At 54.1% G+C, this 13650-nt stretch carries 8 protein-coding genes and 1 pseudogene; 6 read left to right on the forward strand and 3 right to left on the reverse strand.

The features are described 5' to 3' along the window. Positions 1-285 (forward strand): annotated as a pseudogene (locus EAH77_RS21330) (IS4 family transposase); the annotation flags it as partial. A 47-nt stretch (positions 286-332) separates the two neighbouring features. Here the strand turns inward: EAH77_RS21330 and dcp are convergent. After that, positions 333-2495 (reverse strand): peptidyl-dipeptidase Dcp, encoded by a 2163-nt coding sequence (gene dcp, locus EAH77_RS21335; RefSeq protein WP_140474867.1) that lies wholly within the window; start codon positions 2493-2495, stop codon positions 333-335. Between the two features lie 139 nt (positions 2496-2634). Between dcp and EAH77_RS21340 the strand changes: the two genes are divergently transcribed. Beyond that, on the forward strand, positions 2635-3294 hold the full coding sequence (locus EAH77_RS21340; RefSeq protein WP_140474869.1) for a Qnr family pentapeptide repeat protein: 660 nt from the start codon (positions 2635-2637) through the stop codon (positions 3292-3294). A 122-nt stretch (positions 3295-3416) separates the two neighbouring features. Continuing rightward, positions 3417-4676, forward strand: a complete 1260-nt coding sequence (cytX, locus tag EAH77_RS21345) for a putative hydroxymethylpyrimidine transporter CytX (protein WP_140474871.1) — start codon at positions 3417-3419, stop codon at positions 4674-4676. A 537-nt stretch (positions 4677-5213) separates the two neighbouring features. Here the strand turns inward: cytX and ygjK are convergent. Continuing rightward, positions 5214-7598, reverse strand: a complete 2385-nt coding sequence (ygjK, locus tag EAH77_RS21350) for an alpha-glucosidase (protein ID WP_140474873.1) — start codon at positions 7596-7598, stop codon at positions 5214-5216. Further along, positions 7598-8680, reverse strand: a complete 1083-nt coding sequence (gene ygjJ, locus EAH77_RS21355) for a protein YgjJ (protein ID WP_140474875.1) — start codon at positions 8678-8680, stop codon at positions 7598-7600. Before ygjJ ends, ygjK begins: the two co-directional genes overlap by 1 nt. Before the next feature lie 219 nt (positions 8681-8899). Between ygjJ and ebgR the strand changes: the two genes are divergently transcribed. The 3 genes from ebgR (at position 8900) to EAH77_RS21370 (ending at position 13628) form a co-directional block, all read left to right on the forward strand. Then, a complete protein-coding gene (gene ebgR, locus EAH77_RS21360) occupies positions 8900-9880 on the forward strand; it encodes a transcriptional regulator EbgR (RefSeq protein WP_140474877.1) in 981 nt (326 codons plus the stop codon). Positions 9881-10095: 215 nt separating this feature from the next. Then, entirely contained in the window at positions 10096-13176 is a 3081-nt protein-coding gene (gene ebgA, locus EAH77_RS21365; protein WP_140474879.1) for a beta-galactosidase subunit alpha, read from the forward strand. Further along, positions 13176-13628 (forward strand): beta-galactosidase subunit beta, encoded by a 453-nt coding sequence (locus tag EAH77_RS21370; protein ID WP_140474881.1) that lies wholly within the window; start codon positions 13176-13178, stop codon positions 13626-13628. Before ebgA ends, EAH77_RS21370 begins: the two co-directional genes overlap by 1 nt. Positions 13629-13650: the final 22 nt, after the last annotated feature.

The following is a 13650-nucleotide window of genomic DNA, read 5'->3' on the forward strand; positions in this document are numbered from 1 at the left end:
CTGGTCTCCTATAATCTGCTGAGAAAGGAAATGGTTGATATAGCAGGGGAGGCTGGAGTCATACCGACGCGAATTAGCTTTGTTGCGGCATTAAATATCCTGGTATCGCAGGTCAGAGTGAGCGGTAAAGGCGCTGCGGGAAACATCCCTAAGCATCTGAAAGGAATGAGGGAAAATGTAAAAGCGTTTATCCTTCCGGAAAAAAGAAAGCACCGACGATACGATCGTACAGTGCTTTACATACCACCTAAATATCCGTTCAGTTTTAAGTCACGTGAGGCTTAAGTGAACGGCATTAGGCACCAATGGCCCGCCTTTTTTTCCGCGATTCCTTACTCTTCTTTTAAACCCCGGTTCTTCAGCATCGGTTCAATCGACGGTGCTTTACCGCGCCAGGTTTCATACAGTTTTTCCAGGTCTTCGCTGTTACCGCGTGACAGGATTTGGTCACGGAATTTCTGTCCGTTTTCACGGGTTAACCCGCCCTGCTCTTCGATACCGGCAAAGGCATCGTCAGCCAGCATTTCGGTCCACAGATAGGCGTAATAACCGGCGGCATAGCCGTTGCCCCAGATGTGCTGGAAGTAGCTGGAACGGTAACGTGGCGGCACGTAAGCCAGGTCGATATTGTCCTTCTTCAGCGATGCCGCTTCGAATTTATCCACATCCTGCTCCGGCTCACTGGCGCTCAGGCTGTGCCAGTGCATATCGAGCAGCGCGGCGGCCAGCAGTTCGGTCATCTCGTAGCCTTTATTAAACTTGCTGGCCTTCTCGATTTTGTCCTGCAACGCCTGCGGCATCACTTCACCGGTCTGGTAGTGTTTGGCGAAGTGAGTAAACACTTTCGGATCGCTGGCCCAGTGCTCGTTGAACTGCGACGGGAATTCGACAAAATCGCGCGGCGTGGCGGTGCCGGACAGGCTCGGATACTGCTGGTCGGCGAACAGCCCGTGCAGGGTGTGTCCGAACTCGTGGAACATAGTGATCACGTCATCCCACGACAGCAACGCAGGCTGGCCCGCAGCCGGTTTCTGGAAGTTGGCGACGTTATAAATCACCGGTTTGGTACCGAGTAATTTGGACTGATCGACGTAGTTGCTCATCCACGCGCCGCCGCCTTTGTTGTCGCGCTGGAAGTAGTCGGCGTAGAACAGCGCCATCGATTTTCCGTCTTTGTCGAACACTTCAAACACCCGCACGTCCGGGTTATAGACCGGCAGATCGTGGCGCTCTTTGAAGGTCACGCCATACAGCAGGTTGGCGGCGTAAAACACGCCGTTTTCCAGCACATTGTTCAGCTCGAAGTAGGGTTTGATCTGCGCATCGTCCAGGTCATATTTGGCTTTGCGCACCTGTTCGGCATAGTGCTGCCAGTCCCAGGCTGCCAGTTTGAAGCCACCTTTCTGCTTATCAATTAATGCCTGGATGTCTGCGGCCTCACGTTGCGCCCGCGCCGTGGCAGCCGGAACGATTTTGTGCATAAAATCGAGTGCCGCCTTGGGTGTTTTCGCCATCTGATCCTGTAACTTCCACGCAGCATACGACGGGAAACCGAGGATTTTCGCCTGCTCCGCGCGTACTTTCGCCAGTTTGGAAATCAGCTGGCGGGTGTCGTTGGCATCGCCACGTTCAGCCCGGTTAATCGAGGCGTCGTACAGGGCTTTGCGCGTTTCGCGATCTTCCAGCGACTGCAACAGCGGCTGCTGCGTCGTGTTTTGTAATACCAGCAACCAGGCGTTATCCAGTTTGCGGTCTTTGGCGGCCTGCGCCGCCGCAGAGAGCTCAGCCTCGCTCAGCCCCGCCAGCTGTTTCTGGTCTTTGAGCGTCAGCCCGCCCGCTTTAGTCGCCGCCAGCAGTTTATTGGTGAACTGGGTGCTGAGCGTGGCAGACTGCTGGTTCAGTGCCTTGAGTTTCTCTTTATCCGCATCAGAAAGATTCGCACCCGCCAGTTCGAACTCTTTGTAGGTCACTTCAATCAGGCGCTGGGATTCAGGGTCCAGTTTCAGTGTATGGCGCTGGTCGTAGACCGCTTTCAGCCGCGCAAACAGCTTACTGTTCAGATAAATACTGTCACTCATCGCCGCCAGTTTCGGCGAGGTATCTTCATCAATTTTTTGCAGGCCATCAGAAGTATTCGCGCCGGTCATTGCGCCAAATACGTTCATCACACGGGTCAGCAAGCTGCCTGACTTTTCCAGCGCCACGTAAGTGTTTTCAAAGGTCGGTGGCGCGGTGTCGTTGGCGATTTTGTCCACTTCCGCCAGTTTCTGCTTAATCCCTTCGGCAATCGCCGGGGCATAATCGCTTTCCTGATAAAGATTGAACTGCGGCGCCTGGTACTCAAGCGGGCTGCGTTCGAAGAACGGATTGGCGTGTTTTGCCGGACTGTTCATGACATTTTCCTGCGTTGGGGCAGACGCGGGGGAAGTCTCTGCTGCTACCGCGTACTGACTGCATGCCAGAGTAATGGCCAGAAAGAGGTTTGAAAGACGCATTGATGATCTCCTTTGCTATAAATTCCAGTAAGGTCCTGATCATAGTAACAGGTTGGGAGATCAGCAAAATCATGGCGACATTAATGTGAGATCTGCTAGTCTTGCCGCATAACTACTGTGCATTTTTACAGGCTTAATCATGATTAAAAATCAAACCTTTACCGATCAGCGTTTCAGCCAGCAAAAAACGCTGGCAGGCGAAATCTTCCATGATTGCCATTTCCTGCGCTGCCGTTTCGATAGCACAGACCTGTCAGAGACGGCGTTCGTTAACTGCATTTTCTATGATGATGAAACGCAAAAAGGCTGCTCTTTTCAGCATGCACAGCTTAAGGATGCCAGCTTCAAAAACTGCGATCTCACCATGGCAGATTTCAAAAACATTCAGGCGCTGGGTCTGGAAATGCGCGAATGCAAAGCCACCGGCGCAGACTTTGCGGGTGCCAATTTTATGAACATGATCACCGCCCGCACCTGGTTTTGCAGTGCCTTCCTGACCAAAAATAATTTTAGCTATGCCAACTTCAGCAAAGTGATTTTGGAGAAGTGCGAACTGTGGGAAAACCGCTGGACCGGCGCCAACATGCAAGGCAGTAACCTGAGCGGTTCAGATCTTTCCGGCGGCGAATTCACCGAATTCAACTGGAACGACGTCAACGTCACCCACTGCGACCTGACCAATTCCGATCTCGGCGAGCTCAACCTGCGAAAAGTGGACCTCGACGGTGTGAAAATCGACGACTGGCAGCAGAGTCATTTGCTGGAGAAATTGGGCGTGATTGTGATTCATTCGAAGTAGGATATGCGAAGCAGGGTTAAGTGAAAGAGACTGCATAAAAATGCTCTGTTACATCACCCTCCATCAGAATTGCACAGCAATATGCTATAACAGCCGTTCGCTGTGGCTACGAAATTAACCTTATGAAAGATAATAGTATTTATTCTCCTCAATCCTCGGTGCCGGTGACGTCGCGGGTGCTGGGTTGGTCGGATTTATTCTCGCTGTGGTTCTCGCTCGGTATGGGCCTGATGGTGTTGCAGGCGGGTGCGATTTTGGCACCGGGTCTGGGGATGGCAGGGGCAATTACCGCCATTTTGCTGGGAACGGCGGTGGGTGTGGCGTTGCTGGCACTGGTTGGGGTCATTGGTGGGCAGACGGGCATGTCGTCGATGGCGTCGCTGAAACTGAGCCTCGGCAAACGCGGCGTGGCGCTGCCGGTGCTGTTCAATCTGATCCAACTGGTTGGCTGGGGCGCGTTCGAGATCGTCGTGATGCGCGACGCCGCCAGTTTGCTGGCGCAGCGGGCATGGGGAAGCGAAAGCCTGTGGGCGAACCCGACGCTGTGGACCTTTATTTTCGGTGCCGTTGCTACGTTGTTGGCGGTAAGCGGCCCGCTGGCGTTTATCCGCGTGGTGCTGCGCCGCTGGGGCATCTGGCTGTTGATGGCCAGCTGCGCGTGGCTGACGGTATATCTGTTCCAGCATGCCAATCTCGTTGCCCTGTGGCACAAAGCCGGTGATGGCTCGATGCCATTCGCCATGGCCTGTGACATCGTGGTGTCGATGGCCTTTTCGTGGCTGCCGCTGGTGTCCGATTACACCCGTTTTGGCAAATCCGCCCGGCAGAACTTCTGGGGCACGGCCTGCGGATTCTTCCTCGGCAGCGTATGGATGATGTCACTCGGAGTTGCCTATACACTGGCGTTTGTCAGCACATCGACCGACGCCAATGCGCTGCTGCTGGCGCTGTCCGGCGTGGCACTTGGTATTCCGCTGCTGCTGATTTTAGTCGATGAACACGAAAATGCCTTTGCCGATATCCACTCAGCGGCCGTATCTGCTGGCACTTCATTACCGCTCAGTATCGGCAAGCTGACGCTGGGGATTGGCCTGCTGTGTACGCTGATTGCCTGGCGCGTTCCACTCACACAATACGAAAACTTCCTGCTGCTGATTGGTTCCGTCTTTGCGCCACTGTTCGGCGTGGTGCTGACGCATCACTTTGTCTTGCGTCAGCAGACTACCCGCGACCTGAACGGACGATCGCTTGCGGCCTGGGCCATCGGTATTGTGGTCTATCAACTGATGGCAAACTTCCTGCCCGATATCGGTGCGACACTTCCTTCGCTGTTTGTCGCGGGATGGGTGTGCTGGGGCTTGGGGCGCAAGGTAAATAGCTAAAAAAACCGCCCCGAAGGGCGGTTCCTTTATTGTGACAAACCAGATCTTAAGTTGATGCTGAAGTTGATGTGAGAAACGTTAATGTTCCATCCATCTCCCGCTGGCGTCATCAAAGAACCCAGCACAACGATCAGTGCATAAATACACTTTTTCATTGTTTCGGCCTTTTAGAGCCGCGTTTCACCAATAAGCACCGGGACCCACTGACGAAGGACAAGCAGTGTTTGAGCTACCTGTACCCGCGGTGCTTAAGTTCTAATTTCAAGCCCGGTGACCCGTCTCTAAACGGGCAAATTAGCCCCGCGCAGATGCTACCATTAAGACCATAAAATAAATAAGGTTATTGATCATAATTTAAACTTGTGATGCTTTTATCCGTAGTGTAAATTAAAGGCGTTTGGGCTGCCTGTACCCGCTTGTTTCAAGCGAGTGAAAAATGGGAAAGTTTAGCGCTAACTGAACTCCCCAACAAAAAAACCGCTCTCTAAAGCGGTTTTTTTGTGCCTAAAATTCAGCCGTTACGACGAACGGCTCACCTCATTTCCCCTGCACGAAAAAGTCGTTATAGAGCATATAAAGATGCGCTGCGCTCCAGGAGAAGTTGGGCGCGCCCTGCTGCTGGCCGTTGAGCGGATTGTAGTTCTCGCGGATTGGGCCATCGGTGACCAGGCCGTCGGCGTGGTCGAAGAAAGTTTGGGCCATTTGGATCGCGTCATTGCGGTAGCCGTACTGCTCCATGCCTTTCAGGCCAAAGTAGAGCTGATCCACCCAGACGCGGCCGCGCCAGTAGATATCTGCGCCGAAAGCCGGATTGGTCAGCGCCGCAGTGCCGAGCGGCACGTAGGTGTTGAACTCTTTCGGGTCTTTCATCACTTTCACCACGGCGTCTGCATGTGGCTGGGTAGCGGCACCGTTAAACAGCGGCGACCAGCCCTCCGGGCCTCTGCCGCGTTCGACAATCGGTTTGCCCGCGCAGCCGTTGGCCAGCGGTTTTGCTTCGATACGAATGTCATAGAAGAAGCCGCTGCGGCTGTCGAACATGCAGGTATTGATGTAATCCGCCAGTTTGCTGGCCTTGCTGCGGAAAGTCTCAGCCTCGGCTTTCTTGCCTAAAATATCCGCCATTTCAGCCAGATATTTGTTGTCGCTGTACATATAGCTGGCCTGATCGACTGACTCCTGCAACAGCGAATAGCCCAGCAGCGTGCCATCCGCAGTGCGGTTTTCGGCGAAACTCACCTGCCAGTCCTGCTTTTTGCCGCCATTTTTGACGTACTTCGCCAGTTGATCGGCATCGATAAAGCCAAAGGCGGCAGCGTCATCACGGCCAGACTCCCACGACGCGGCGACCTGCGCCGGGATCTCAATGCGGTCATATTTTCCTGACTTCACCACCTGGTCGTAGTTTTTCAGCCCGGATTCCGTCTGCTCTTTTTGCCCCTCTTTGACGGTAAACAGCATCTGCCCGTCGGCGGTGTTATGCGCTTTATCGCGCGTGGCGCCATATTCTGGCACGCCGTTATGGTTGTGGTCGCGGTTGCGCAACCACCAGTCGTGATAGGCCACCAGTTTCGGGTACATCTCGGCCAGCCACTGTTTGTCGCCGGTGGTTTTATACACCTCCATCACCGACCAGGCTGCCAGGCTCGGCTTGGTGTTGCGTTCGTTCCAGTTGGTACCGTCGCCGCCGCGTTCCGGGCTCGGATTATAGGCAATCAAATCAGGCAGGAAACCGGCGTCCCAAGGGCGTACCGGGTCATCGGGCTGAACCTGAAACGCGAAGACTGCGCGGATATTATCTTTGGCGACGTCCGGGTTGAAATGCGCCATCGCGTAGGCCTGTTTCCAGGTATCCCACGGCCAGGTCTGATTGCCGGAGAACCAGCGTCCGGTAACAGAAGGCGTGACCGAGTCAAACTTCATGGCACCCGCCACGCCGCGCCAGTTACCGTTGAGGGTTTCGATGGCTTTCACCGCCACGCGCTCCTGAACAGAGGTGGCGTGTGCGTTGGTCAGCCCTTTATTCAAATACCCTTCCCAGCGCTGAGCGGAAGCCGTCAGGTACGGCTGCGGATGAGCCAGCATATCGGCGATTTTCGGCTGCTCTTTTTGCACTTCTTCAACCGTGAGCAGATGCGAATAGGTGGTGTAAAGGGTGGTAGAACCAGAAATACCGGCTTTCGCCACAAACCGATGGCCCTCGACGGTGGTTTGCATCGGTATCGATTTATGGATCTGATATTCAGACTCACCGGAGGTCATCAAATTGGACGGTGCCCGCACTTTGCCGAAGGTGACGGTCAGGCCGTCGGCGGTAGGCAGAATTTTACGGCTATAGCCCGGATAGACCTGTTCGATGGTTTGTGCGGACTGCGGCTTGCCTTCTTTTGCATGGTATCTCTCCAGCAGTTCACCGTCCCACACCAGTTCCAGCGGCACATTCGTGGTGATGTTGGTTTCCAGCAGCGAGGTGCGCGCGCTGGCAAAACGTAAGGTCATGTCGATGCGGATACCCGGTGCGGTCAGGGTTTGGATCAGCGCACCGGGAATACTGTAGGCCGTCATACTTAGCGCGACTTTTTGACCGTCTTTGTAGATCGTCAGGCGATCAAAGTTATCTGCCATAAAGTTGATGTATTCTTCGGTCAAGAGCGCCGGGCCGGGGAATCCGCCCATCCCTTCCGGGCCTGCGGGTAATAAATGTCCGTGCCATGAGCCGTCGTCGAAAAATGGATTCAGACGCTGATGGTCGTCTGAATCGTAATCGAGCATGTAATGCGGCGCGGCGCTGCGGTTGATGACATTTTTATAGGCATCGGCGCGTAAATGAATATCGCTGCCGCTGGCCGCCACACCACCGGAAATAAGCAGAACCGCAGAGATAAAAATAGCGAGAGGTGTTCGCAGGCTGACCTTATTCATTATGATTTCCCCCAATAGAAATATTGCATCAGAAAGACCGAGTTACTGGCGCCGGTGGTGTCGTTGGTCATATAAAATTTGCTGTCGAGCGCGGTCGCAAACCGGCCACCGGCGTATTCGTACCAGATGCCCGCCTGGGCATAGGAAGTGGTGGTGTCTGGTGCGTTATCCAGATGGTGTTCGGCGTAACTGTAGGCCGTGGACAGATAGAGCCCGTTGGCGGCTTCGACCATGGCGCTGGCCATCATGCCGGTCTCGGTGCCTGGATGATGGCCATCGCCTTTGCCGGTGTGATGCCAGACACGGCCCGCCAGATTCTTACCCTGTAAACCGGCCAGGAACAGCTGCCCCATGCCGTCGGTCAGTTCCAGTCCGTTCAGCAAGGTCAGCCCTTCAAACAGGTCATATTGGGTGTAACCATTGACCATCGCCTGATACGTGTATTTATCTGAATAGCGGTCATATTTGCCGAAATGCAGCAGCGCTTTGCTCTCATCGACGCGACTTTGCGGTGCGGCAGTCACGCTGTAGCGAAACTTCCCGGTGAGGTTCTGGATTTTTGCAGCCTGGGTTAAATCGCGGGTGTTGGGGATCACATAACCGTATTCCGGCGTGAAATCGCCCCACCATTGCAGGTCATCCAGTGAGGAGTCATTGCGCATACTGAGGATCAGTTCGGTGCCGTCATCGGTACGGTAGCCGCCATAAAAACGGTTGAGTCCGCCTTCGAATCCGCCCCAGCTGTGGTCCGGCACCCAGGCATTACCCTGATGATCGGCCTGTACAGTCCAGCCTTCGCCATAAATAAGCCCGAACCAGTTGCCATGCTTTATTTCCAGCCCGCCTTCAATATAGGTGCCGTCGCTGTATTTATGCTGGTCTTTCCCCTCTAAATATAGGCTACCGCCACCGCCCATTTCGCCATAAAAACGGTACGCGGTAGCGTTCGGGTTTTGGGCGGTTATTTCCGGTGGCGTTAAAATATTATGTTCGGCGGGTACGACAGGTTCCTGTGCCATTAAAGTTATTGGCGTGCTGAATAACAAGAATAGTAATATTTTATTAGGTGATGTTTTCTTCATTCGATGCGCTTCACTTATTCGATCCATGGACGAGAAAGGCAAAAAAGTAAAAGGCATACTAGTAAATATTTTACTAAAATATACTAAATAATAAGTAAATTGTTAACTGCGTCACATCGAGATTTTGGCCATTGGGACACGGATCCAATGTATACATGTGTCCGCGTAGCCTTTAAGCTAACTGACTGATTTACCCCTTTATCATTCACTGAGACACAGATGGCTACTTTGAAGGAAATCGCTGAGGCCGCGAACGTATCCGTTGCGACGGTTTCACGCGTGCTAAATGACGATCCGAGCCTGAGTGTGAAAGCGCAAACCCGGCAGAAAATTTTGGAAGCGGCAGAACGCCTGGAATATAAAGTGTCGCCCTCCAAACGCAGCACCACGCACCGGATGACTTTTGCCGCGCTGTTCACCTACCGGCAGGGGCTGGAAATCGACGATCCCTACTACCTTTCCATGCGCTACGGCGTTGAAACACAGTGTGAAAAGCTCGGTATCACGCTGGTTTCCGGTTATGACTTTAACGGGGATAAACCGCTGCCGTCCGTGGACGGTTTTCTGGTTATCGGGCAGCCGCAACCCGCGCTGCATACCCAGCTCAGTCAGCAATCCAGTCCGGTGGTGTTCATTGATGGCGTGATGGAAGACCCGCAGTTTGACTGCGTGAATGTCGATCTGGTTAAGATCAGCCAGAAAGTGATCGATTTCTTTATCGCGCAGGGCTATTCACGGATCGGCTTTATTGGCGGGCGCGATCATCCTGAATTTGCCGACCAGCGCGAGCAGGCGTTTGTGGAGTATGGCCGTCTGAAGAATGTGGTGCAGGCGCAGGATATATATTTTGGCGATTTCACCAGCCAGTCCGGCTATCAGTGCGCGAAAAAAATGTTGCAAGAGAACACGCCGTATCCTCCGGCATTATTGATTGCCACCGATTCAATTGCGCTGGGCGTGATGCGGGCTCTGCTGGAACACGGGGTGAAAATCCCTGAAAAAATCGCGCTGATCAGCGTCAATGACATCCCGACTGCCCGCTTTGTTTTCCCTTCATTATCAACGGTACGTATTCATTCAGAAACCATGGGTGCACAGGCGGTCAACTTGCTGACCGAACGCTTGCGCGATGAACGCAGCGTACCCCTTTCGGTCTTTGTACCGAGTTCACTCCAGCTGCGCGACACCACCCGCCGCTGATACCGGCTTCCCGATTGCCACTCTCTGGCGCCATGTTTTTAGATGAACAATGGGCGTCAGAGGGATCCACTGCAACCGGTAAAATTAACGACATGATCCTCAAGCAGATTTTTTATTTATTGTGATCCCTCTGACAATCGGTAAATATTTTTAGTTATTTTTACTAAAATTTTACTATCTTCTTTCCCATAGAAACACGTCTCAGGAGAGATCACGTGAATAATTGGGAAAACATCGATAAACAGTCAGAGAAGCGTTTACCCCCGCGCGCCCGCTTTTTCAGCTACCCGCATGCACAGCAGGCCCTGAGCTTTGACCGCGCCGCCAGCCAGCATTTTCAGTTGCTGAGCGGCCGCTGGCAGTTTCGCTATTTTGAGCACCCGGATTTAGTCCCGGACGCGTTCTACCACCAGCCGATGACGGACTGGGGCGATATCGCCGTACCGGGCATGTGGCAGATGGAAGGCCACGGCCAGCTGCAATACACCGATGAAGGATTCCCTTTCCCGATTGACGTCCCGTTCGTGCCCACCAATAACCCGACCGGGGCCTACCAGCAGCGCTTTACACTGGATGAAGTGTCGGCGGGCACACAAACTCTCATCAAATTCGACGGCGTGGAAACCTACTTCGAAGTCTACGTGAACGGCCACTACGCAGGGTTCAGCAAAGGCAGCCGCCTGTGCGCGGAATTTGATATCAGCGCCTTCGTACAGCCGGGCGACAACCTGTTATCGGTGCGCGTTTTGCAGTGGGCGGACTCGACCTATATCGAAGATCAGGACATGTGGTGGATGGCCGGTATCTTCCGCGACGTGTATCTCATCGGGCAGACCCCTGTTCATATTCATGATATTACCGTCGTCACCACCTTCGATGAAAACTACTGCAATGCGCTGCTGGCAATAGATGCGCTGCTGCACAACGCGGGTCCGGTGCCACTGACCGGTTACCGTCTGCATGCTCAGTTATTTGACGGCAAACGTTGCGTGGCAGAGCAATGGAAAGAGGTTCCTGAAGCGGAAGTGGAAGCGCGCTGCCAGTTGGCGATCCCGGTCAGCCAGCCACGTCAGTGGAACGCCGAACATCCTGAGTTATATCAGCTGTTGCTGACATTGCATGACGACGCAGGCAACGTGCTTGGCGTGGTGCCGCAACACGTGGGTTTTCGTGATATCTGCGTGCGCGACGGGCTGTTTTACGTCAACGGTCGCTACCTCAAACTGCACGGCGTCAACCGCCACGACCACGACCACCGCAGAGGTCGGGCGGTCGATATGGCGCGGGTTGAGCGCGATATCATTCTGATGAAGCAGCACAATATTAACTCGGTGCGTACCGCGCATTACCCTAACGACCCGCGCTTTTACGACTTGTGCGATCGCTACGGGCTGTTTGTCATGGCCGAAACCGATTTGGAGAGCCACGGTTTCGCCAACGTCGGCGATCTGAGCCGTATCACCGACGACCCGCGCTGGGAACATGCTTATGTCGAGCGCATCGAACGGCATGTGATGGCGCAAAAAAACCACCCGTCGATCATCATGTGGTCGCTCGGCAACGAATCCGGTTATGGCTGCAATATCCGCGCCATGGCGGCACGCTGCAAACAGCTCGACCCAACCCGGCTGGTTCACTACGAAGAGGACCGCGACGCCGAAGTGGCCGATGTCATCAGCACCATGTACTCCCGCGTGCAGATGATGAATGCGTTCGGCGAATACCCGCACGCCAAACCGCGCATTATTTGTGAATACGCCCACGCGATGGGCAACGGCCCCGGCGGACTCGCCGAATATCAGGCCGTTTTTAACCGCCACGACAGCCTGCAAGGTCACTACATCTGGGAATGGTGCGATCACGGCCTGTTAGAAACCAATGAACACGGGCAGGCGCGCTACACCTATGGCGGCGATCACGGCGATTACCCGAACAACTATAACTTCTGCATGGACGGTCTGATCTACCCTGACCAGACGCCCGGCCCCGGCCTGCGCGAATACAAACAGGTGCTGTGCCCGGTGGAAGTTAGCCTCACCGATGACAAAAAAGCGCTCCGCATAAAAAACCGTTACTGGTTCAGCTCACTCGACGACATCCGGCTCTCGCTGACGGTACAGCTCGACGGACGTGGCCTGCCAACCCGTGAAATCACCCTCCCGCATCTGCAATCCGGCGAATCCGAAGAGATCCCGCTGCCAGAATTTACCGCCAACGGGAAGGAAACCTTCCTCAACGTCAGCATCTGTAAAAACAGCCAAACCGCGTACAGCGAAGCGAATCATCCGCTCGGGCAGTATCAGGTGCTGTTGCAGGCGGCACAGCCGCTGGTGACGTTACCCGAGCCTGAAAGCAGGATGCCGCTGATTTGCGACGAGCAAAAGCACCGGCTCATCGTCAGCGGCCAACATTTCCGCCTCGAATTCTCACGTCTCGATGGCGAACTAAAATCCTGGCAAGTGGATGGCGAAGAGATCGTCGGGCGTGCGCCAAAACTCAATTTCTTCAAGCCGGTGATCGACAACCACAAGCCGGAATTTGAAGGCATCTGGCAACCGAACCATCTGCATATTCTGCAGCAACATTGCCGTTCACTGCGCTGGGAGCGTCAGAATGACGACATGGTGATTGAAGTCTGCACGGTGATCGCCCCGCCGGTGTTTGATTTCGGCATGCGCTGTATGTATCGCTGGCGGATATCATCACAGGGCACGGTCAGCCTGGATTTATCCGGCACGCCTTACGGCAATTTCAACCATGTCATACCGAAAATCGGTCTGGATTTTGGCATCAGCCGCCGTTTCGAACAGGTGGAATATTACGGTCGCGGGCCGGGCGAAAACTATCAGGACAGCCGTCAGGCCAACCTGATCGGGCATTACCAGCAACCGGTCAGCAGCCTGTTCGAGAACTATCCGATGCCGCAGGATAACGGTAACCGACAGGATGTGCGTTGGCTGAGCCTGCGCGATAAAGCGGGTCACGGCATTTTCATTCAGCCGCGTCAGCCACTCAATTTTAGCCTGTGGCCGTACAGCTCGCAGATGTTGCAGCAGGCGCAGCACATCGACGAACTCACGCCGGACAGCTGCCTGACGCTCAATCTCGACCATAAAATCATGGGGCTCGGCTCCAACTCCTGGGGCTCGGAAGTGCTCGATTCCTACCGCGTTTATTTCTCTGCGTTCAGTTACGGCTTCACGCTGGTGCCGTTCAGCCAGCAGGACACCGACAGCCTGAGTCTCGCTGAAGTGTCCTTTCAAACACCGGTCTTTCAACACCCGGAGATAAACTGATGATTATTCTCGACGCGTTATCTGAATTTCAGCGGCTTTACCGCACGGGAAAAAAATGGCAGCGCTGCATGGAAGCGATTAATAACCTTGAAAAACTCCGCCCCGGCGTTTTTCACTCGATCGGCGATTCGCTGGTCTACCGGCTGGCGTCCGGCGCTGAGCCGCAGCGGGCCGAATTCGAAGGCCACCGCCGTTATTTTGATGTGCATTACTACCTCGAAGGCCGTGAGGAAATCGAGTTCGCCGCGAAATCCCGGCTTAACTCCGTCGCGCCTTACCTTGATGAAACCGACCGCGAATGGTTTACCGGCGGTGGCGAAAAAATCACGGCCAGCAAAGGCAACGTCATCCTTTTTGAAAACCACGAAGCCAGCCGGTTCAGGCCGGAAAAAAACGTTAAAAAAGTCATCCTGAAGGTGACCATCGAAGAGAGCTATTTTCTAAACAAATAATAAAAAACCTAACCCTACAATT

The organism is Ewingella americana, assembly GCF_006438725.1.
Classification (GTDB): domain Bacteria; phylum Pseudomonadota; class Gammaproteobacteria; order Enterobacterales; family Enterobacteriaceae; genus Ewingella; species Ewingella americana_A.

Coding starts and splice junctions, on each gene's coding strand:
- dcp (WP_140474867.1), bottom strand. CDS start 2,495: ATGCGTCTTTCAAACCTCTTTCTGGCCATTACTCTGGCATGCAGTCAG.
- EAH77_RS21340 (WP_140474869.1), top strand. CDS start 2,635: ATGATTAAAAATCAAACCTTTACCGATCAGCGTTTCAGCCAGCAAAAA.
- cytX (WP_140474871.1), top strand. CDS start 3,417: ATGAAAGATAATAGTATTTATTCTCCTCAATCCTCGGTGCCGGTGACG.
- ygjK (WP_140474873.1), bottom strand. CDS start 7,598: ATGAATAAGGTCAGCCTGCGAACACCTCTCGCTATTTTTATCTCTGCG.
- ygjJ (WP_140474875.1), bottom strand. CDS start 8,680: ATGAAGAAAACATCACCTAATAAAATATTACTATTCTTGTTATTCAGC.
- ebgR (WP_140474877.1), top strand. CDS start 8,900: ATGGCTACTTTGAAGGAAATCGCTGAGGCCGCGAACGTATCCGTTGCG.
- EAH77_RS21370 (WP_140474881.1), top strand. CDS start 13,176: ATGATTATTCTCGACGCGTTATCTGAATTTCAGCGGCTTTACCGCACG.